At 47.0% G+C, this 21,305-nt stretch carries 23 protein-coding genes; 18 read left to right on the forward strand and 5 right to left on the reverse strand.

Going from position 1 to position 21,305, the window contains the following annotated elements; translation table 11 throughout:
• Positions 1–226: 226 nt before the first annotated feature.
• Positions 227–1,303, reverse strand: a complete 1,077-nt coding sequence (gene mtnA, locus PCH02S_RS33210) for an S-methyl-5-thioribose-1-phosphate isomerase (RefSeq protein ID WP_127458387.1) — start codon at positions 1,301–1,303, stop codon at positions 227–229.
• On the reverse strand, positions 1,300–2,526 hold the full coding sequence (gene mtnK, locus PCH02S_RS33215) for an S-methyl-5-thioribose kinase (protein ID WP_127458388.1): 1,227 nt from the start codon (positions 2,524–2,526) through the stop codon (positions 1,300–1,302). Before mtnK ends, mtnA begins: the two co-directional genes overlap by 4 nt.
• 200 nt (positions 2,527–2,726) lie before the next feature.
• On the opposite strand from mtnK, the gene PCH02S_RS33220 reads away from it, so the two are divergent.
• The 14 genes from PCH02S_RS33220 (at position 2,727) to PCH02S_RS33280 (ending at position 14,147) form a co-directional block, all read left to right on the forward strand.
• Positions 2,727–3,185, forward strand: coding sequence for a Dps family protein (locus PCH02S_RS33220; RefSeq protein ID WP_127458389.1), 459 nt, complete (start codon positions 2,727–2,729; stop codon positions 3,183–3,185).
• A gap of 100 nt (positions 3,186–3,285) precedes the next feature.
• The gene (locus PCH02S_RS36035; protein ID WP_164819828.1) at positions 3,286–3,462 is read left to right on the forward strand and encodes a hypothetical protein; all 177 of its coding nucleotides are present in this window, start codon (positions 3,286–3,288) and stop codon (positions 3,460–3,462) included.
• A gap of 114 nt (positions 3,463–3,576) precedes the next feature.
• The gene (locus tag PCH02S_RS33225) at positions 3,577–4,146 is read left to right on the forward strand and encodes a DUF1802 family protein (protein WP_127458390.1); all 570 of its coding nucleotides are present in this window, start codon (positions 3,577–3,579) and stop codon (positions 4,144–4,146) included.
• Positions 4,147–4,312: 166 nt separating this feature from the next.
• The gene (gene sufC, locus PCH02S_RS33230) at positions 4,313–5,143 is read left to right on the forward strand and encodes a Fe-S cluster assembly ATPase SufC (protein WP_127458391.1); all 831 of its coding nucleotides are present in this window, start codon (positions 4,313–4,315) and stop codon (positions 5,141–5,143) included.
• A gap of 57 nt (positions 5,144–5,200) precedes the next feature.
• Positions 5,201–6,496: a Fe-S cluster assembly protein SufD gene (gene sufD, locus PCH02S_RS33235; RefSeq protein ID WP_127458392.1), complete on the forward strand. Its 1,296-nt coding sequence runs from the start codon at positions 5,201–5,203 to the stop codon at positions 6,494–6,496.
• The gene (locus tag PCH02S_RS33240) at positions 6,493–7,719 is read left to right on the forward strand and encodes a cysteine desulfurase (protein WP_127458393.1); all 1,227 of its coding nucleotides are present in this window, start codon (positions 6,493–6,495) and stop codon (positions 7,717–7,719) included. The genes sufD and PCH02S_RS33240 overlap by 4 nt, the downstream gene beginning before the upstream one ends.
• On the forward strand, positions 7,706–8,140 hold the full coding sequence (sufU, locus tag PCH02S_RS33245; RefSeq protein ID WP_127458394.1) for a Fe-S cluster assembly sulfur transfer protein SufU: 435 nt from the start codon (positions 7,706–7,708) through the stop codon (positions 8,138–8,140). The genes PCH02S_RS33240 and sufU overlap by 14 nt, the downstream gene beginning before the upstream one ends.
• Positions 8,141–8,207: 67 nt before the next feature.
• Positions 8,208–9,605, forward strand: a complete 1,398-nt coding sequence (gene sufB / locus PCH02S_RS33250) for a Fe-S cluster assembly protein SufB (RefSeq protein WP_127458395.1) — start codon at positions 8,208–8,210, stop codon at positions 9,603–9,605.
• Between the two features lie 161 nt (positions 9,606–9,766).
• Positions 9,767–10,876, forward strand: a complete 1,110-nt coding sequence (locus tag PCH02S_RS33255; RefSeq protein ID WP_127458396.1) for a C40 family peptidase — start codon at positions 9,767–9,769, stop codon at positions 10,874–10,876.
• Between the two features lie 118 nt (positions 10,877–10,994).
• The gene (locus PCH02S_RS33260) at positions 10,995–11,216 is read left to right on the forward strand and encodes a hypothetical protein (protein WP_127458397.1); all 222 of its coding nucleotides are present in this window, start codon (positions 10,995–10,997) and stop codon (positions 11,214–11,216) included.
• The gene (locus tag PCH02S_RS33265) at positions 11,213–11,908 is read left to right on the forward strand and encodes a hypothetical protein (RefSeq protein ID WP_127458398.1); all 696 of its coding nucleotides are present in this window, start codon (positions 11,213–11,215) and stop codon (positions 11,906–11,908) included. The genes PCH02S_RS33260 and PCH02S_RS33265 overlap by 4 nt, the downstream gene beginning before the upstream one ends.
• A 6-nt stretch (positions 11,909–11,914) precedes the next feature.
• Complete coding sequence (locus PCH02S_RS33270) at positions 11,915–13,111, forward strand: glutathionylspermidine synthase family protein (RefSeq protein ID WP_127458399.1); 1,197 nt, start codon at positions 11,915–11,917, stop codon at positions 13,109–13,111.
• Positions 13,108–13,761, forward strand: a complete 654-nt coding sequence (locus tag PCH02S_RS33275) for a hypothetical protein (RefSeq protein WP_246069373.1) — start codon at positions 13,108–13,110, stop codon at positions 13,759–13,761. Before PCH02S_RS33270 ends, PCH02S_RS33275 begins: the two co-directional genes overlap by 4 nt.
• Complete coding sequence (locus tag PCH02S_RS33280) at positions 13,758–14,147, forward strand: DUF350 domain-containing protein (RefSeq protein ID WP_127458400.1); 390 nt, start codon at positions 13,758–13,760, stop codon at positions 14,145–14,147. The genes PCH02S_RS33275 and PCH02S_RS33280 overlap by 4 nt, the downstream gene beginning before the upstream one ends.
• Before the next feature lie 7 nt (positions 14,148–14,154).
• On the opposite strand, the gene PCH02S_RS33285 is transcribed toward PCH02S_RS33280, so the two are convergent.
• From PCH02S_RS33285 to PCH02S_RS36800, 3 genes are read right to left on the reverse strand one after another with little or no spacing between them, the layout of a single operon-like run.
• Positions 14,155–15,198: an HD-GYP domain-containing protein gene (locus PCH02S_RS33285; RefSeq protein WP_127458401.1), complete on the reverse strand. Its 1,044-nt coding sequence runs from the start codon at positions 15,196–15,198 to the stop codon at positions 14,155–14,157.
• Between the two features lie 46 nt (positions 15,199–15,244).
• Complete coding sequence (locus PCH02S_RS33290) at positions 15,245–16,318, reverse strand: ThiF family adenylyltransferase (RefSeq protein ID WP_127458412.1); 1,074 nt, start codon at positions 16,316–16,318, stop codon at positions 15,245–15,247.
• Between the two features lie 12 nt (positions 16,319–16,330).
• Positions 16,331–17,032 (reverse strand): molybdenum cofactor biosynthesis protein, encoded by a 702-nt coding sequence (locus tag PCH02S_RS36800; protein ID WP_127458402.1) that lies wholly within the window; start codon positions 17,030–17,032, stop codon positions 16,331–16,333.
• Between the two features lie 129 nt (positions 17,033–17,161).
• Here PCH02S_RS36800 and PCH02S_RS33300 point away from each other — a divergent pair, with 129 nt between their 5' ends.
• The 4 genes from PCH02S_RS33300 (at position 17,162) to PCH02S_RS33315 (ending at position 21,246) form a co-directional block, all read left to right on the forward strand.
• Entirely contained in the window at positions 17,162–17,632 is a 471-nt protein-coding gene (locus PCH02S_RS33300; RefSeq protein WP_127458403.1) for a molybdopterin-binding protein, read from the forward strand.
• Entirely contained in the window at positions 17,629–19,077 is a 1,449-nt protein-coding gene (locus PCH02S_RS33305; RefSeq protein ID WP_127458404.1) for a bifunctional metallophosphatase/5'-nucleotidase, read from the forward strand. Before PCH02S_RS33300 ends, PCH02S_RS33305 begins: the two co-directional genes overlap by 4 nt.
• A 103-nt stretch (positions 19,078–19,180) precedes the next feature.
• Positions 19,181–19,996, forward strand: coding sequence for an undecaprenyl-diphosphate phosphatase (locus PCH02S_RS33310; RefSeq protein WP_127458405.1), 816 nt, complete (start codon positions 19,181–19,183; stop codon positions 19,994–19,996).
• Between the two features lie 116 nt (positions 19,997–20,112).
• Positions 20,113–21,246, forward strand: coding sequence for an HD-GYP domain-containing protein (locus tag PCH02S_RS33315; protein WP_127458406.1), 1,134 nt, complete (start codon positions 20,113–20,115; stop codon positions 21,244–21,246).
• Positions 21,247–21,305: the final 59 nt, after the last annotated feature.

Here is a 21,305-nt window from a genome sequence, read left to right on the forward strand (position 1 = left end):
GGTCCGAGGTCTTGCGGCTCAGAGGGGAACTACAGGGCCCTATCTCTGCGAAAGTTGCCCCTTACGCAAGGAAGGGGAACTATAGTCCCTTATTTCAACGGATTGGGCTGAAATCGCGCCATAAATGTTGAAATAAGGACCTGTAGTTCCCCAATAACTTGAAAACGGACCGTTAGGGCAGGAATAGCGCCCTCAGGCTCCGCTATGTGTGCAAAAGGGTGTTAGCTTATTCAAAAAGCTTACGCAAGTTCTCCGCATAAGGAGCACGAACGATGCCTTTTTCTGTAATAATCGCCGTCACATACTCGTTCGGTGTGACATCGAAGGCAGGGTTAAACACTTTCACACCTTGCGGTGCCGTACGTTTGCCGAAGCCTTGCGTGATTTCATCCTCATGGCGTTCTTCAATCGGAATGTCCCCACCCGTAGGTGTGTTCAAATCGATCGTGGAGATCGGGCTCGCCACGTAGAACGGAATCCCGTGCGCTTTCGCCAGAACCGCCACGCTGTACGTGCCGATCTTGTTGGCTACATCGCCGTTAGCCGCTACGCGGTCGGTTCCGACGATGACCGCCTGGATCCAACCCTTGGACATGACCGCGCCGGCCATGTTGTCACAGATCAGCGTCACGTCGACGCCGGCCTGCTGCAGTTCAAAGGCTGTAAGCCGCGCGCCTTGCAGCACGGGCCGAGTCTCATCCGCGAACACTTTCAGGTTCACGCCTTTTTCCTTAGCCAAGTAGAACGGCGCTAGCGCCGTGCCGTACTTGGCTGTCGCCAAACCGCCGGCGTTGCAGTGCGTCAGCACGCCGAAGCCATCCTCGAACAGCGTCAGCGCATGTTCGCCGATTTGGCGGTTCGTCTCCTCGTCCTCCGCTTGAATCTTCTGCGCTTCGTCGAGAAGCGCTGCTTTGAACGCGTCCGGGCTAACGCCGGCCGCTGCCAAAACGCCTGCTTGCGCTCTCATCCGATCGAGCGCCCAGAACAAGTTCACCGCTGTCGGACGGGACGTCGCCAGATAGTCCGCTTGCTTCTGGACTTCCGCCAGAAGCCCATCAACTGCAGCATCCACGTTACGGATGCCTAAATATACACCATACGCGGCGGCGATTCCGATAGCCGGTGCGCCGCGAACTTTCAAGTGACGAATCGCTTCCCACACCTCGATTGGTGTTTCAAGCGGCAAATACACAATCTCTTCCGGCAGCAACCGTTGATCTAACAGATCAAGCTGCTGTCCATTCCAACGCAAGGATTGCAAGGCACCTTGCGCCTCTACATTTTCTAAGTTCTTGTTAGTCATAGAACAAATCCTCTTTCTACTGCTGATTCTTTGGTGACGATGGCAATGAGCTCATCGATAGAAGTGACTTGACGGTTAGCGCGAATGCAGCTTGTGCCGATCGCTAACGCCAAACGCTGAGCGCGTTCTCTAGCGGCGTTATCCTCAATTTTATCAATATCTGCAACATGCGCAAGTCCTACGATACGGCGGACCATTTTTGCTCCGGTGAAGCCTACTGTATCCTGAAGCAGGTTTTTAAGGAAATGATCCTGGTAGCCTGGCGTTTGGAAAACACGATCTACGCCATGTTCGTTCCACAAGGCGCGGAAATTGGTTTCAAAATGCGTCCATACCTCTTTCACCGTTTTCAACAAATAAGCGCGGAAAGCTTCACGGCTTTCGTGATCTTGACTCCAGCCTTCCTGTCCGGCAAAGTTGAGAATCAGATTCGCGAGCACAGCCCCGATATCGAAGCCCATTGGCCCGTAATAAGCGAATTCCGGGTCGATGACTTTCGTGGAATCCGGTTTGATGAAAATACTTCCGGTGTGCAAATCGCCATGAAGCAGCGCTTGCGCGTTTGTCAAAAATTTCTGGCGAAGAATCGCGACTTCCAAGTGAAGCTCGCTGTCCGTCCAAAGCTGTTCTGCCGCATCGCGGATCTGATCTTCAAAACTGTTCGTATCGGCATCGCGGTATGGATCGTCGAAAATCAAATCCTCCGTAATTTTGCAAAGCTCTGGATTGATGAAGCGGCCTTGCTGGATTTTCTTTTCCTGTTGATTTTTTCCTAAATCGGATGTAAAAAATAGGGTGTTTGCCATAAAGCGGCCGATATGCTCGGCGAACAGCGGATATTCGTTCCGTTCAATTAACCCTCTGCGCATAATGATATGATCGCTTAGATCCTCCATGACCGTCAGCGCGAGATCCGCATCGTAAGCATAAACATGTGGAACAAGATCCGGAACTAATCCTTCTTCAATAATCAGTGCTTCGCTTTCAATACGTGCCCGATCAAGCGTCAACGGCCAGGATTCTCCGACTACCTTGGCATATGGAAGGGCTTGTTTCAAAATGATGCTTTTTCCTGAAGCTTTTTCCGAGATGCGAAAAACGAGATTTAAGTTGCCGTCGCCGATTTCCTGGCTGGTCAATTCCGATGCCGGCTGGAACAAATCCGGGATTTGACGAGCGTATTCAATCGCTTGAGCTTCACTTAAAGGATGATATGTAGACATGGTTTGCCTCCTAATAAGTCATTGAAATTAATTCCAACTAGTTTACTGTGTATTAATCGTCTTTCCCTAGTATAAGGCAAAAAGGGGCCGCTTGAAATACTCTCTTCAGAAATGTTGCACAAATTACATAAAATCGGTGCAAAGAACGCACAGTAACGTGTACATGCTCTACCGACAACAACAACTAGGAGGCATTTTTTATGGCAACAACGACCTTAACATCAGCTCAATCCATCCAAACCATTCTCAATAAGCAAATTGCCAATTGGGGTTTGCTTTTTGTCAAGCTCCATAACTTTCATTGGTATGTAAAAGGTAATCAATTTTTCACGCTGCACGTCAAATTCGAGGAGCTCTACAATGAAGCGGCTCTGCACATTGATGAACTTGCGGAACGTCTTCTTTCCATTGGCGGCCAACCTGCAGCAACCATGAAAGCTTATATTGAACTTTCCTCCCTAAAAGAAGCGCAAGGAACCGAAACAGCAACCAAAATGGTTGAAGCCGTCATCGAAGATTTCACAATTCTCACCCAAGAATTAAAAGCTGGTATGCAGGCTTGTGAAGAAGTGCAGGACGAAACGACTTCGGACATGCTGTTAGCCATTCAGACTTCGCTGGAGAAACACCGCTGGATGCTGCAATCTTTCCTGGGATAGGTTCAAATTACCAACCTCTTTACAATTTCTTTAACCTGAAAAAACATGAGCCTAACGATACTTCGTTATACTGGTACCAAATTCGCTTTCGGAGGATCTTATGATGATGAAAATCCTGAATGTGCTGCTGGTAATGGCCGCGTGCTTTTTCTTGTTATTCATGGCTTTCGAGGCGGAGGCTCCCGGGAAGGATCAAGACCCAAATCCGATGAAACAGAATCAAACACAGTTTGCCCGTATACAACAATCGTATTACGCCGAAGATGTAAATAAGTAGACTTAGGGATGGCCTGAGAGCCATCCCTTTCTTTTCGCCTATCAAGGTGTGTTGTTTTGCTTCTCCAAATTTCTTATAATAAAGGATTATTGGGAGAACAAGGAGTTGGCGCCGGTGGAAAAACCAAAAGCCCTGAAAGAATGGGCTTCGGCTATCAAAGCACTGGAAGACGGTACACAAATTTTTATTATGCGAAAAGGGGGTATTGTTGAAGAAACGAGGGATTTTCAAGTCGAATCGAATGATTTTTTTCTTTATCCTACTTACGAGCACCAGAGAAAAGAGTTACTCAAGGAAAATTATCGCAATGTGATTGACGAAACCTTGGCCCTCTGGAGTGCGCAGGATGATCAGGTGACAATCCGTTCGTATGCCCGGATGGTCGAGGATATCGAGATTAGTGATGGAGAACTGCTGGAAAAGCTGTATCCTTATCACATTTGGACGGAAAATTTCACGGAAGAAAGATTGAAGTGGAAACGTAAAAATCCGCTGCATCTCATGCTTTTAAGAGTGTATAAACTGGCAGAACCTTTACATATTCCAATTGAGGAAGCCTATATCGGCTGTAAATCATGGATTGCGCTTGGGGCCGAAACACCGCCCGAATCCTCGTTAGTACCGGTTTTGAGCGATGAGGATTTTGCTAGACAGGTTGCTGAAATAAAGCAAACTTTGTCGTAAAAATAGGGTTGCATTTTCACAGAATGCCCATCTTTTTCAAGCAATTGCCCTTTCTTGATTTGACATAGTAAGTTATAATAGAATTATTCTAATGAGAATCAATGATAATCATTTTTATGATTATTGTTTATCTAGAACATTTAAACATTATGGAGGCTTAATGAAAATGGCAAACTCACCAACATTTACAATAGACGGTCTTAGAGCGAACGTCGAAGGAAAGGAAATTTTGAAAGGGCTGAGCCTTGAGATTAAAGGCGGAGAAGTTCATGCTATCATGGGACCAAACGGTACTGGTAAAAGTACGCTTGCATCCGCGCTGATGGGTCACCCGAAATATGAAGTGACTGAGGGCTCCGTTACTTTAGACGGTGAAGATGTTTTGGAAATGGCGGTTGACGAGAGAGCACGCGCCGGCTTGTTCCTGGCTATGCAGTACCCAAGCGAAATCACAGGCGTAACGAACGCTGACTTCTTGCGCAGTGCAATCAACGTGCGTCGCGGCGAAGGCAACGAGATTTCCTTGATCAAGTTTATCCGCCAAATGGAAGCGAAAATGAAACAGCTTGAAATGAACCCTGAGTTCATGCACCGTTATTTGAACGAAGGTTTCTCCGGCGGTGAGAAAAAACGTAACGAAATCCTGCAAATGCTTTTGCTTGAGCCTAAATTCGTTATTCTTGACGAAATTGACTCCGGTCTGGATATCGATGCTTTGCGTATCGTTGCTGAAGGCGTTAACGCTATGCGCAGTGAAGAACGCGGCTTCTTGATCATTACGCATTACCAACGTTTGTTGAACTATGTTAAACCTGATTTTGTACATGTTATGATGCAAGGTCGCATCGTGAAGTCCGGCGGTCCAGAGCTAGCTGAGCGTTTGGAAGCGGAAGGTTACGACTGGATCAAAGAAGAACTCGGCATCGTGGACGAGACAGTTGGCCAAGACGAGGAAGAATTCAAAATCCCTATGAACACGACTGCGCCGAAGTACTAAAGAGAGGAGAGACTTTGATCTTAGGGTCAAAGGTCCTTATATATTAGGAGGAATACCATGAGTACTCAAACACAACTTTCCATAGATTCTAATGCTGTCATCGAGCTCTCCCGCAGCAAGCAGGAGCCGGAATGGATGACTGCCCTTCGTACAGAAGGGTTGGCATTAGCGAATTCTTTGGAATTACCTACGCTTGAAAAGACAAGAATTGATCGTTGGAGCATTTCCTCCTACGGTTCCTATAAAACGCAAGCCCCTTTGACTTCCCTTGAATCTTTACCGGAAGTTGCCCAAGGTCTGACAAATTCAGATAACCTGATCGTTCAACGCAACTCCGGAGTTGTGTTCAGCCAGGTTTCCGAAGAACTCAAAAAACAAGGTGTTATTTTCACTGATTTGGAAACGGCGATCCGTGACCATGCCGATCTAGTGAAGCCTTACTTCATGAAGGCTGTAGAAGCGAACGAAAATCAAGTGACAGCTTTGCACGCTGCGCTTTGGAACGGCGGTATTTTCATCTACGTGCCAAAAGAAGTTCGTGTGGATGTTCCGCTTCAAGCGTTGTTTGTTACGGATGATGCTGAGGCTACATTCGCTCCGCACGTGCTGATCGTTGCAGAGCAATTCAGCTCTGTTTCATACGTGGATAACTTCGTATCCTCCCTATCGGGAGCTGAGCTCGTACAAAACGGTATCGTTGAAGTGTTCGCGAAGCCGGGTGCACGCGTAAATTACGCATCCGTTCATAACTTTGAAGAGTCCGTTACGGACTTAACTTATCGCCGCGCTATCCTGGATAATGATGCTAGCATCGCGTGGGTAGTTGGGGAAATGAACTACGGGAATACGATGTCGGATACGACGTCTATTCTTAAAGGCAAAGGTTCCGACTCCGATGCCAAAGTGATCTGTGTGGGTACGCAAGAGCAGAAGCTTAACTTAACGACACGCGCTGTTCACTGGGGCAAAGCTTCCACGAGCGATATGATTACGCGTGCTGTTATGCGAGATGGCGCAACGGCAATCATCAACGGGATTACGAAGATCGAAAAAGGAGCTCAAGGCTGCAACGGTCAACAAACGGAGAAAGTGTTGATGCTTAGCCCGAAAGCTCGTGGAGACGCGAACCCGATCCTTCTTATTGATGAAGATGATGTTAAAGCAGGCCATGCTGCGAGTGTTGGTCAAGTAAATGCCGAGCAAGTGCATTACCTGATGTCCCGTGGTATTACCAAAGAAGAAGCTCAGCGCTTAATCATTTACGGATTCTTGGCGCCAGTCGTTTCCGAAATTCCGATTAAAAGCGTTGAAGAACAGCTGCAAAGCTTAGTGGAGAGGAAGCTGGGACAATGAAAACAGCCGAGATACGTGAACTTTTTCCCATTCTAAAACAAGAAGTGAACGGTCATCCACTGGTGTATTTGGACAGCGCTGCTACATCCCAGAAGCCCATTCAGGTGATTGAGGCACTCAAGCATTATTATGAATGGGACAATGCGAACGTACATCGCGGTGTTCATACCCTAGGTTCCCGGGCAACAGATGCGTACGAAGGAGCACGAGCGAAAGTCGCTAAGTTCATCGGCGCATCCAGCGAGCAAGAAATTATTTTCACCAGAGGCACGACAACAGCCATCAATATTGTGGCAAGCAGCTATGCCAAAGCGGTACTCAGCGAAGGCGACGAAATCGTCCTCACGCCAATGGAACATCACAGCAATTTGATTCCATGGCAGCAAGCCGCTAAGGCAACAGGCGCCACTTTAAAATATATTCCTTTACAGCCCGACGGATCGATTTCCCTGGCAGATGTAGAGAACACAATTACAGACCGCACCAAGATCGTTTCGGTTGTATATGTGTCTAACGTGCTGGGGGTTATCAACCCTGTCAAAGAAATCGCCCAAATTGCCCATAAACATGGCGCAAAGATGGTGGTTGACGGCGCACAAAGCACTCCACATATGAAAGTGGATGTGCAGGATTTGGATTGCGACTTTTATGCGCTTTCCGGACATAAAATGTGTGGACCGACCGGAATTGGGGCATTGTATGGCAAGAAGGCTTTGCTCGAAAACATGGAGCCCGTTGAGTTTGGCGGCGAGATGATCGACCATGTGGATCTGTATGAATCAACATGGAAGGAACTGCCTTGGAAGTTCGAAGGCGGAACGCCAATCATCGGAGGGGCTGTTGCCCTTGGCGCGGCGATTGATTTCCTGCAAGAAGTCGGTATGGACAATATTTTCAAACATGATATTCAGCTCACGAATTATGCGATGGAACGTATGACGCAGATCGAGGATCTGACTGTCTATGGACCAACTAGCAACCGTGCAGGGCTTGTTACCTTTAATTTGGGTGATGTACATCCACATGACGTGGCAACGGTTCTGGATGCAGAGGGAGTAGCTATTCGTGCAGGCCATCACTGCGCTCAGCCTCTGATGAGATGGCTTGAAGTAAGCAGTACGGCTCGTGCCAGCTTTTATCTATACAATACAGAAGAAGATATTGACCGTCTTGTGATGGCCTTACAAAAAACAAAGGAGTACTTCGGCCATGCAATTGGATGATTTATACCGTAGAGTCATTATGGATCACTATAAAACTCCTCGTAACCGGGGGAAATTTGAGTCTGGTGAAGCGGTCACCATCGATCTGAACAATCCAACTTGCGGTGACAAAATTTCGCTGCAAATGCTGGTGGAAGACGGTGTCGTGAAACAGGCGAAATTCACAGGTGAAGGCTGTTCGATCTCGTTGTCTTCCGCATCCATGATGACGGATGCTGTCAAAGGCAAAACGATCGAAGAGGCGCTGAAGATGGCCGAAGATTTTTCTGGCCTGATGAAGGGCGAATCTGTAGAATTTGAATATGAAGATATAGAGGCTCTATCCGGGGTGAATAAGTTCCCGGCGCGGATCAAATGCGCAACCCTGGCATGGAATGCCCTTCGCAAAGGCATTGAACATACTCAAAAGACCGATAACTAACGCATTTCGCGATCGCATACAACTTTGTTATTGATCTGTAACTCATAACGCTAAGGAGGAAATAACCATGGCAAAACAAATGCCAGATCTCGAAGATTATAAGTATGGTTTCCGAGATGAGCACAAATCGATTTTCCAATCGGGAAAAGGTTTGACTCGTGAAATCGTTGAAGAAATCTCCAGAATGAAAGGCGAGCCGGATTGGATGCTGGAGTTCCGTCTGAAATCCTTGGAGCAGTTCTTCAAAATGCCAATGCCTCGTTGGGGCGGCAACATGGATGACCTTGACTTTGATGACATCCAGTACTATGTGAAACCGTCCGAGAAACAAGGGAAAACATGGGAAGAAGTTCCGACTGAAATTAAAGAAACCTTCGATAAGCTGGGTATTCCGGAAGCCGAGCAAAAGTTCCTTGCCGGCGTATCCGCGCAATACGAATCCGAAGTTGTTTACCACAGCATGCAAAAGGAACTCGAAGATCAAGGCGTTATCTTCACAGATACGGATACAGCTCTTCGTGAACACCCTGAGCTGTTCAAAAAATACTTCGGTACCATCATCCCGCCAAGCGATAACAAATTCGCTGCTCTCAACAGTGCGGTATGGTCCGGTGGTTCCTTTATCTACGTACCAAAAGGTGTTAAATGTGAAGTTCCGTTACAGGCTTACTTCCGTATTAACTCCGAGAACATGGGTCAATTCGAGCGTACATTGATCATTACGGATGAAGAAAGCTTTGTGCACTACGTAGAAGGCTGTACAGCTCCTATCTACAGCACAAACTCCCTTCACAGTGCGGTTGTTGAGATCGTATGTCTCAAAAACTCCCGTGCTCGTTATACAACGATCCAAAACTGGGCACCAAACATCTACAACCTCGTTACCAAACGTGCTGTTGCAGAAGAAGGCGCTACAATGGAGTGGGTCGATGGCAACATCGGTTCCAAGCTGACTATGAAGTACCCGGCAGTTGTATTGAAAGGCCGCGGCGCGAAAGGGATGGTTCTTTCCATCGCTGTAGCCGGCAAAGGACAACACCAAGATGCAGGAGCAAAAATGACGCATCTGGCTCCGGATACAACATCAACAATTGTATCCAAATCGATCTCCAAACACGGCGGTAAAGTAACATACCGCGGTCTGGCTTCCTTCGGACGCAACTCCCAAGGTTCCAAAGCGAATATCAAATGTGATACGTTGATTCTCGATAACGAGTCAACATCCGATACAATTCCTTACAATGAAATCATGAACGATAACATTACGCTTGAGCATGAAGCTACGGTATCCAAGGTTTCTGAGGACCAATTGTTCTACCTCATGAGCCGTGGTTTGACGGAAGCAGAAGCAACGCAAATGATCGTTATGGGCTTCATTGAACCATTCACCAAAGAACTTCCAATGGAATATGCCGTGGAAATGAACCGTCTCATCAAGTTCGAGATGGAAGGTTCGATCGGTTAAGATTTGACGAAGCGTACCCGATGTATCGGGTACGCTTTTTTTGTGCGTCTGCTTTCCAACAAGCTCCATGCATTTCTAGACGTGGCTAACGTATATTTATTTCCCACAATTCTCACCCTATAGAGGATCATAATGTGTCCCTAAAGGAGAGAAGTGAAGGTATGTGGAAAAGGCTGAAACTTGCAGCAATCGGGAGTATGGCTGTCGTCCTTGCGACCACAACAGCTTGTGGGAAGGATAATGCGGCCCCTAATCACTCAACACCAACGCCGAACGGAGTGACACAATCAGGTGCAGGCACAGCGATGCCGCACAGCTTGTCGCAAGCAGGTAACGGGATAACGAATTTAGGCAATGACGATGCTGTTTTACCCATTAAAATGATCAACAATGTTAAATATGTAGCAGCCAATCAACTCATTCAAACTTTGAAGTTTCGATCCGAGTGGGAAGCAGGGGCACAGAAGCTGCTAATCGGCGATAATGACGCCAGTTTTGAATTATCGGCTAACTCCAAAAAGGCGATGAAAGACGGAGCAGAAATCCATGTAGGAGAGCCTTTCGTCAAAGAAGGCGATGCCCTCTACTTGCCGGTCTCGGCCATAGCGGACTTATTCCAAGACGAGATGTCGTATGATGTTAGTGGCAATCAATTAAACATACATCCCTCGCAAGGTGCTCAACTTGAGAATGAAGATTCTCCTGACCCTAGCTCGGATATCCCTGAGCTTGCATTTGCAGACGATCCGAATGATCCTTTCAAAGACAACACAACGTATGGAACGAACCCAGCCTCATTGGGAATACAGCTCAACGACGATCTAGAAGTTTGGGCATCTTCCGAAGAGAAAGCTATTCCCGTTCTGAAAAATATCAACATTAATGCGTTGATTAGCAAAGGTGAGCAGTACGAAGGGGTTAAATATAAATTTGGCACAGGGCCTTATCCTCAAACCGGAAAATTTGATTGCTCAACGTTTACCCAATATGTGTACGGTAAATACAGCGTTAAGCTTCCAAGATTGGCTCGCGAACAAGCAACGGTGGGAAATTTGGTTAGCCGCAAATCTTTGCGGAAAGGGGATTTGATGTTTTTCTATGTCCCCGGCCGCTTCAAAACAAATAAAAAGGTAGGGCACGTAGGAATCTATATTGGTGGTAAGAGAATGCTCCATGCCTCCCCAGAACCGAAGAACGGCGTTCAGATCAGTAATATCGATAAAGCGTACTGGAAAAAAACATTTCTGCGAGCAAAACGTGTTGTAACTTAAAGTTTTCAAGTCTATCCTTTAGGGGTAGGCTTTTTTTATTTTTGGCCATTATGAAACAAAAGGTCGGCTCATGCGTTTTATCTAATAGGAAGTCATCGATGAAGGAGGAGGAATCCGAATGACAATTACACTTTTCGAAAAATTGGCCGATGGACAGCTTTTGAAAATTAGTGAACGTCCGTGGGATGAAAAGCTGATGCAGGCTCTAGATGCAGCGAATTATGTGCTCATTGGCGGTAAGGAATATGAAATGATTGAAGGAAGACTGAATTTAGATTTGAATGTGTTTGAGCTTCTATTGGTTGCAATTGGTTCTGAAGGGGGAGGGAACAAGCAGTGAAAAGACCGCTCAAGGTATTTTCAGCTTCGATAAGTCTGGTATTAGTCGGACAACTGCTGCTGCTGCCAGTTAATGCCGCGGAGACGCCGGCACCGAACACAGCCTCTTCCAAGCTGGTCGAATGGTCGACCGATGAAGTGAAAGCTTATTTTGACCCAGCCGTTGACTGGAATTTACCTGTTCATCCGGCAGCAGGCACAGCCTCGCCATCGCCTTCTCCAACGCCGACTGCAGGCAGCGGTTCAACGGGAGGCAGCACAGCTCCTATCATTGTTAATAACTATGGTGGAGGAGGCAGCGGGTTTGGATGGGATGATCTGCTGCTATATCATCTTATTTTCAACAGCCCAAGTCCTTATTCCTCAAGCAGCTGGGGGAGCAGCCACCGTTCTTATTACTATCGTTCTAATACTCCTTATGTGACAAAAACATATCAACCAAGCTCGTTTTCCAATCGATCTACGACCAAAGCGCCAACGACATCAAGCGGAACGGGAACCTTTACCACTAATAAGTCATCTTCATCTAACACGAAATCAGGAACAACAGGAAGCACAGGGAATACAGGTTCCGTTAGCAGCTCCGGCACGAGCAGCAGCACAACTTCAAGCTCGAAATCTACATCAACTTCAACTGGTAGCATTGGCGGCAAATCGAGCGGTTTCAGCTCCTCTTCCAGCTCAGGAGGTTAACACACTGTGGTATTTGAAGTCGTAGGCACGCCAGCTCTGGATAGAGAGCATCGCGTTCATCAACTATATGAGCTTGGCTTCACATGGGCTAATCTGGAAGATGAAGCGTACTGGATTGATCAGTTAGTCCTGATGGAACAATCAACTTATAACGAGCTAATTCTCGCGGCAAATTTTTTGTGGCGCGTCTTTGATAAAGCTGTTCGTTACGTGAAAGGGAACAGGGTGTTATACCAGCAGTTGTCGATTCCCGAAGTGCTTTGGGATGGACTTGATCGGTTGGAACTGAATGATATAGGGGTTATAAGCCGTTATGCAAGATTTGATTTCACCGTGGATCAGCAGGGCGGAATCAAGCTCTTAGAGCTAAATGCAGACACTCCTACCGGCTATGTAGAAGCAGCAATTGCGACCCCATGGTTGTGTGAGCAAAAAGGTTACGACTCCCCGAACACGGAGATGAAGGACTTGGTGCGTGCTGCATGGGACATTGAGGCGCCCGATTTCGCTGCATGTATAGCCTATGGTCAGCATGCCGAAGATACAGGAACGATTGATGCGCTCGTTGCTCATAGCGGGAGAAATATGATGTGTGTCGATTGTCTGGATTTGTGGATTGACGAGGGAATCGTCAAGGTCGGAGAACAACAAAACATTTCCCGTATGTTCGCGCTGTATCCAAAAGAATGGATGGGTGTTGATGACGGGGGAGAAGCGCTCTCTTATGCGATTGAAGAACAATTCATCGAATTGTTTAATCCTTTGCATGCGGTTATCTTGCAATCCAAAGGGCTGCAAGCCATTGTCTGGGGATTACACAAGGATAACGCAGCGTTGTATACCGCGGATGAGCATAAGGCGATAGCTGCTTATATGCTGCCTACCTTTTTTTCTCCAGAGTTGTCGGGGGATTATGTGTCCAAATCGATGTTTGGAAGAGAAGGAGGCTCCGTTGAGCTTTACGACGCTCAGGGGGAGCTTGAGGTCAAAGACGAAGTCGGCTTTGATACCAGTGTCTTTTTTAAACGTATCTATCAGCAAAGAGCTGACTTGCCCGAGTTAACTTTTTCTCATGGAAATAGGCATTTATTAACGGGGTTGTTTGTATTGAACGGAACACCTTGTGGACTTTTAGGGCGAGCCGGCGGGAAAATTACAGGCAATGCAAGTCAATTTGTACCGATTGGAGTGAAAATACCTTGAAACAAAGACGATTCTGGCTTATGGCGTCCATTGTCCTGGTCGTCATTCTGATGATCTGGGGCATTAGCAGCCTGTTCAATAAGAAGCCTTCTGTCTTAAGCAAACCGGCTGTTGGAAGCTCGGCAGCGACAAATGCTAGCGGCATGAATGGCGATGTGCCTTGGGATTACCAGGTGCAGCAAGCAAAAGTCGGGGATTTGCTCGACGGAGATATGGTTTTGCTGCCGAACAACGAGCGCATCTCGAATGATCAGAACTTTGCAACCGGCGATCAAATCTATGTGCTTAGCTATATGCAGGCAACGATGAAAACGGACAGCCAAGGGAAAAACGACGTGACACTTTCCCAATGGAAACCGATTAAGACGTTCAAAACCAAGGAAGAAGCCGATAAAGATTTGGCAGAACTGAAAGTTGAAATTAAGACGGATGTGAAGCTGATCGGTGTTTATAAAACGGAGTTGGATGGCAAATTCCGCTATTTCGCAGTGGCTGATCTGCCGACAGGGCAAAAGGTGAAACAGCCAATCCCGGAGGATCGTTATGCAAGCTTTAAAAACAAGAAGGAAGTCCAGGTTATTTTAGAGGAAGTACACGATTACAGCAATTATGATCAATCAATGGCAAAGTTCCGGGGGTGGGCAGAATGATAGTATTAAATATTGTGATCAGTTTATTTGTCATAGTCCTGCTGCAATTTGCGGGGATGTATGTCTTTAGTTTAATGACGCCCTACCGCGATATGGAAGAAATAAACAAAGGAAATGTAGCCGTCGGAATTACAATGGGCGGTAAATTTGTAGCAACTGCCATCGTGCTGGCGATTGCCGCATATAGCAATTCATCGATCTGGCACATGAGCTTGTGGTTTGCGGTAGGTTACGTCTGTTTGTTAGCGACTTATTGGGTGTTTGATTGGTTAACGCCTGGCGTGAAGCTATCCGATCAGTTAAAAGACGGCAATGTAGCCGTCGGTACATTGTTGGCTGCCGTCTATATCGGTATTGCACTAGCAATAAGCTCTCTAATCATCTAAAGAGCGGCTAAATCGCAATGCTTGCAATTTCGACGTCGCGAAGCTGCGAAAGATCCAGGAATTGATTATTGATTTTGATTAGCGGACGGAAAAAGTCGGTAGGATTGGTCAATACGATTGTACCGACTCGTCCATCGCTAAGGGACACTTTTTTCCCAATAAAGTTAGGAATCATGTTGCGAATAAATACCTGCGTGATTTTCGGATCAAGCTGTCCGAAGCTCATCCGGTGAAGTTCCTTAAGAACGAACAAGAGGTCACGCTTATCTTGGTATACGCGCTTGCTGATCATTGCGCTATAAACGTCTGCAACGGCAACAATGAGTGAATAAGTATGTATTTCCGTGCTTTTTTTGCGTAACGGATAACCATTGCCGTCCAAGCGCTCATGATGTTGTAAAGCTACCAGCGCGAGTGTGTTGTCCTTCAAAGAGTTTTTGATGATTTCGTAACCATAGATGGTATGTTTTTGAATCTCATTGAACTCGTCATTCGTTAGCTTGCCAGGTTTAGATAAGATTTCCTGCGGAATTTTACATTTTCCTACATCGTGCAAATAGCCGGCTTTGCCAATGGTAAGAGCTTCTTTTTCACTTTTGTTCATCCATTTGGCAATATAGTAGGAGAGCATACCGACTTGTACACTATGCTGAAAAGTGTAATCATCCTGGCTGTTTAATGAAAGCAGCAGGGAAACGACGTCATTTTCTTCCTCAAAGCTCGCAATTAAGGGATTGAAAGCGGATTCTATCATCTCGTTGGAAAGAACATCCCCGCTTTTAGCAGAGTGGAATATGTCTTTGATGCCAGAAATGCAATTATGAAAAGAATTTATTTGAGCCGGCTTTACTTTCGGTGATTCCGCCGGCTCACTTTCTGTTTCGTTAACCCTCGGCGCAATATCCACATATTCCACATTATGGCGATTAAGCATCATGATGTCGCCCGCATCAACCACGGTACCTGCTGATAGAAGATGAAGTCCTTTTGTATTGTAGGAATCGGAAATCAGTTTATCACCAACAATTAGTTGAAGTACGTGTATATGCATTGAAATTCCTCTCCCAGTCCTATATTCGTGTAGGTATATTGTAATACTACATCCCTATATAACGGCTGTAAAGACTTTTGGCTTGAATTAAATCATCCGTTCCTTGGACAAGGACGCGACCATCCGGGAAAATAACCATATACAAATCTGGGCCAGCCTGGAATTTCAAGAGGAACCGGTTTCTCTCAACCGGGCCTAGCGGTTTCAAGCGCTCTTCCCAGTATTCAAGCGGCTTGGCAGCCGGAAGAACAGGATGGATCTGAACCGAGTTACGACCGCATAAGGATTGAATGGTGTCGCTGTCCATGTCAGTCTCCAAGTAGTCGTACTGCTTGCTCGCGCAGGCAGGGCAATCCGCTTTTAGGGCACTGGTCACGTTAATCGCGGAGTGCTGATTGAACCAAAGGTCCCATTGCTGCATCCGGAGATTCAGCTGCTCAGTAGCGCTAACTAGTAGTTTAAGAGCTTCGGTGGCTTGGAATGAAGCGACGACATGGATAATTCCGCCTATGACGCCTGCTGTATCGCAGGTTTCTGTCGTGCCCGCAGCGGGAGCTTGGGTGAACAAACAACGTAGACATGGCGTCTGTCCCGGAAGAATCGTCAAGGAGACGCCTCTTGAAGCAACGGCGCCGCCATAAATCCAGGGAATCCCCAATTTGATACTCACATCATTGATAAGGAAGCGGACGGAGAAGTTATCCGTACCGTCTAATATTAAATCTACATCCCCTAACAAGTCTTCAGCATTCGTGGCGTTGAGATCCATGACATGAGGTTCGATTGTGACCAGTGAGTTTACCAACTGCAATCGTTTGGCTGCGGCAATAGCCTTGGGCGTCATTGTCGCCGCATCTTCTTCGTCGTACAACATTTGCCGTTGCAAATTGCTTGCTTCGACAAAATCGCGATCAATCAAGCGAACATATCCAACCCCGGCGCGTACCATATGATTGGCAAGCACTGTACCAAGAGCGCCCATACCAACGATGGCCACACGGCTGCCGATTAGTTTGCGCTGCCCTTCCAGGCCGATAGGGGAGAACAGCACTTGTCTTGAATAACGCGCATCCACACCATTTTCCTGCTCCGTATATAAAAAGGTATCCACGTAAGTCATCTCCAATTTCATCTATTCCTTATTTGTCATTTGAAGCGGGTTCCAGGGGCCTGTTTGACTGCCCTTCCATTCCGATCCATCTTCCCAAATTTCTTTTTTCCATATGGGTACAATTTGTTTCAATCGTTCTATGGCGTAGCGGCTTGCTTCGTAACAGCTTTCCCGGTGAGGGGAAGAAACGGCAATCACGACGCTGGCTTCCGCAATCGCCACCTTGCCCAGACGGTGGGTAATCGCACTAAGCGTTCCCGGCCAACGGTCGGCTATTTCTTGACCGATTGCTTCCATTGTTTTGATCGCCATAGGCACATAGGCTTCATACTCCAAGAGAACTGTGCGCTGCCCGTGTGTCATCTCTCTCGTAGTCCCAATGAAGAGGAGCGAAGCACCATGATTGGGATGGTTGACTTTGGCGGCAACTTGAGCGGCATCTATCGAGTCGTAGGTTATTTCATATAAGGTGGGCTGCCCTCCAGACACAGGTGGTATGAGAGCAAGCTCATCAGCAGAAGTGACCCAATCGGTCTCGCCTGCGTAAGCTTGATTTTTAGCGAAAAAACATGTTTGTAGCTGTGAAGCTGCGGCCGGATGCTTATCCGTGATCAGTTTTCTAAGATCCTCGATGGAGATGGCATCTTGGTCAATCGTTATATGTAGGACGGAAGTCCCGAAAAGCTCAACAAGTCCTGCGAAAAGTTGGATGTTTATATTCACAATTTTGCTCCTAAATGCTTAGTGTGAGATTCCCTTACAGCATATCATATTTTGACCAAGGAATGGTATAATGGATAGGGCCTTGGGAAAAGCAAAATGAGCTTATGGGATGAAAGGAGAATGGTCAGCATGCAAGCAGATTTACGCATACAAGTGTCAGACCCCCATCTAACAAATGAATCGTTTACTGTACAAGAACTCGTTAATCTGGCGGAGATGAAATTGGCGCTTGAGGACCGTGTTCCGAACGTTTCAGGGGATGCCTTTGATTTAAAAGCCTGGTATCGCAGCTGGAAAAACAGCCGTGGCGGACAAGCTGAAAGCGAGCCTACGCATGTAAAGGTCGAAGCCGTTGATGAATTTCAGGCGTTGATGTCGTGGTCGGAAGTAGACTCAGCTCTAATTCTCTACGCTCAAGACGATGAACCCTTGAAGAAGGGGTACCCGATTCGCCTGTATGTGCCGGATGGAAGCAGTGAATGCCTTAATGTCAAAAGCGTTGTACATATCTGGTTTCTACATGATGCTAAACTAGGCCAAGAAGCCACCTTTGGATTTAAAAATAAAGTAACGCTCGATGAGTTGAAAATTAAAAAATGAGACGACTCCTGATTTTACATACGAATGATTTGCACAGCCATTTTGAAATGATGCCCAAAATTAGCGCCTATTTTAACCAAGCCCGCCGGGACTGGCCCTCCGATCAAGTGTTGACGCTGGATATTGGCGATCATATGGACCGGATGAGCCCGGAGACAGAAGGCACCAATGCCATTGCCAATGTGGAAATTATGAACGCAACCGGCTATGATGCGATGGTGCTTGGCAACAACGAAGGGCTGACGTTTACGCCGGACTTTTTAAGAAATGTTTTCAGAGAGAACGCGTGTTTTCCTGTTCTTGGAAGTAATATTTACGAAAGAGCAACCCACTTGACTCCGGACTGGCTGCTGCCTTCTTTGACCATTGAAAAGTCCGGTTTGAAGATCGGAATTATCGGCGTGACAGCGGCTTATCCAGCTTATTATGAGCTGCTCGGTTGGGATGTGACAGATCCTTACGAAGCTGTGAAGACTCTCACGGAGCAGCTGCGTCCGCACACGGACCTCATCGTGGTCATGTCGCATCTCGGTCTGCCGATGGATCGGCGCCTAGCGGAAGGCATCGAAGGCATCGATGTGATCCTTGGCGGGCACACACATCATGTCCTGGAGGAGCCGCTCCTGATCAGCGGCACCTATCTGGCTGCGGCCGGCAAGTTCGGGCAGTATGCCGGCCACATCGAGCTGGCCTACGATCCGGCGCAGCGCCGGATCACCCAGTTCCAGAGCCGCGTCGTCCCGATGACGACGGGTTGCGAAGATGACAGCAGCGTAGCCGCGCTGCTGGACCGCTTTCGCATCGCCGGCGCAGCGGCGCTGGATGAAGAAGTGGCGCAGCTGCGGGAACCGCTGCGCCTGGATTGGTACGGCGAATCCCCGCTTGGCAACTTGCTTGCCGCCGGGATTCGCCGCTGGACCAGCGCCGATATCGGGCTGGTCAACAGCGGCCAGCTCCTTCAGGGACTGAAGGAGGGGCGCTTGACGCGCGGCAGATTGCTGGACATCTGCCCGGGGCCGATCAACCCGTGCCGCATGCTGCTTAGCGGCGCGGATTTGCTGCAGGCGCTCGAGGAGTCGCTGCTGCCTGAATTCATGGAGAAGCCGATTCGAGGACTCGGCTTCCGGGGCGAAGTGCTGGGCGCGCTTAGCGTCGACGGTCTCACGGTCGAGTGGGACAGCTCCCGCGCGCCTTATGAACGTATCCTCGCCGTGCGTGTAGGCGAGGAGCTTTTGGATCTTGGTCGTGACTATGTTGTGGGCACGATCGATATGTTTACGTTCGGCTCGGGCTACTTATCCTTAAGTCGAGGGAAAGACGTGGTATACATGCTGCCGGAGTTTATCCGTGACGTGCTGGCCCGCGAAGTGACGGATCGTGAGGCGATAACAGACAGTCACAAAGCAAGATTTATTGACAAAATGTCCTCCGATGCAAGGGGATAGATTCGCACATTTCGTCAATAAAGTTGTCAGATCGTACATGTTCCAAGTAAAATAAATAATTGGACAGGAGTCCGACCATAAACTCTACCTTTAGGGGGAAACCATGCATACTATTTTTGAAGCGATCATTATCGGGATTGTAGAGGGATTGACCGAGTTTTTACCGGTATCCTCAACAGGACATATGATTTTGGCGCAAAGTTTGCTCAACACGCAAAACGACGAAGTGATGAAAACCTTTGATTTTGTGATTCAACTTGGGGCGATTATGGCTGTCGTCATTATTTATTGGAAACGAATCTTATCGCTGTTTGGCTTGGTGAAAAGAAAAAGCGAAAGCAGAAGCGGGAAAAAACTGAATCTGCTGCATATTCTGATCGGGATTATTCCTGCTGGAGTCGTCGGCGTATTGTTTAATGATGTTGTGGATGAGAAGTTGTTTAATTCAACGACGGTTGTTATCGGACTTATTCTTGGCGGCATTTTGCTCATTATTGCAGAGCAGAAGAAAGGGAGACCGAGCACTGAGGTATTGGATGACTTAACTTACCGCCAAGCCTTCTTTATCGGCTTATGGCAGCTTGTGTCAATCTGGCCGGGATTCTCTCGTTCCGGTTCCACGATTGCAGGGGGGATGCTTTCCGGCGTTAGCCGCGCGGCGTCTGCTGACTTTACGTTTATCATGGCGATCCCAATCATGTTCGGAGCTTCCGGCGTCTACTTTTTGAAAAACTATGAAGCTCTTTCTTCCAATGACTTCGCATTTTTCGCAGTAGGGTTTGTAGTAGCTTTCATCGTAGCTCTATTAGCCGTTGTTTCTTTCATTAAGTTTGTCCAAAACATGAAATTGACCTATTTTGCCTACTATCGTTTCGCGGTAGCCATTGTATTTGCACTTTATATGTTTTTAAGTAAATAGTCTTTGAAATAAAGTAGCGAACCGCGTCGAAAGATGCGGTTTTTTATGTTGAACTTTTAGGTGAAATCTATTACATTTAGATAGATAATAACGTTCAGCTACTCGGGGGTCCAAACATGCTGTTAATGCCGATCAACAAGTGTCATCCTGGAATGAGGCTGGCAAAGAATATTTACAACGAAGATGGTATGGTTTTGCTCGCTGTTAACGTTGAGCTGACACAGAGACTAATCGATCGGCTATTTTCATATGGTATCGACTATATTTATATCGCAGATTCCCGGACCGATGACGTTATTCAAGCCGATATTATTCAAGATGAAACGCGAAGCAAAGCTATTCATGAAATTCGGCATACCTTTAAGAGGGTTATGGAAGATTCGAACAAACGTGGAGCTGTTAGCTACTACGATATCGGACGTAACTTCCGTGATGTAATGAACATGATTATTGATGATCTCAGTGCTCATCAAGGTGCAATGGTCATGTTAAACAACATGAATATTAAGGATAATTATTTATTCCAGCATTCCGTGAATGTTAGTATATATGCGATCATGCTCGGCATTAGCTATGGATACAGCCGTGAAAAGCTCGAGACGCTTGGACTTGGCGCTTTGCTTCATGATATTGGAAAGACCAAAATTCCGCTAGGCATCCTGCGCAAGCCTTCTCAGTTGACTAGTGATGAATTTAAGGAGATGAAAAATCATACCACGTATGGTTTTCAAATTCTGAAGGATGAACCGAACATCCCGTTGCTGTCAGCGCATTGTGCTCTGCAGCATCACGAACGGATAAACGGAAGCGGATATCCGCGAGGTTTGCAAGGTCCGGATATTAATGAGTTTGCGAGATGGATCGGCTTAGTGGATTCCTACGACGCTATGACAACTACGCGTGTATATCGCAGGCCGCTGTTGCCTCATGAAGCGATGGAACAACTTTTTGCAGGTTCAGGCACGATGTATGATCAAAGTCAAATTGCTTTATTCCGCGATAAAATTGCCATCTACCCGCTTGGCATCACCGTGAAATTGAACACAGGCGAATTCGGGATTGTTTCCAAATTAAACTTAACGGTTCCGCAGAGGCCGGTCGTTCGCATCCTGCAGGATGAAACAGGCAGAGAACTCAAAGAGCCGTATGAAATCGATCTCTCCATCAAGCATTCCATCCTCATTTCCGAAATCGGTGAAATTAAAATAGAAGAACTCGACACGGAATCGGGTATGCCAACCCTACTTTGAGATAAAATAAAAGATAACAAACATGAAGAACCTGGGATCCCAGGTTCTTTTTGCAGATC

Origin of the sequence: Paenibacillus chondroitinus NBRC 15376 (assembly GCF_004000765.1) — a bacterium.
GTDB classification, from domain to species: domain Bacteria; phylum Bacillota; class Bacilli; order Paenibacillales; family NBRC-103111; genus Paenibacillus_E; species Paenibacillus_E chondroitinus.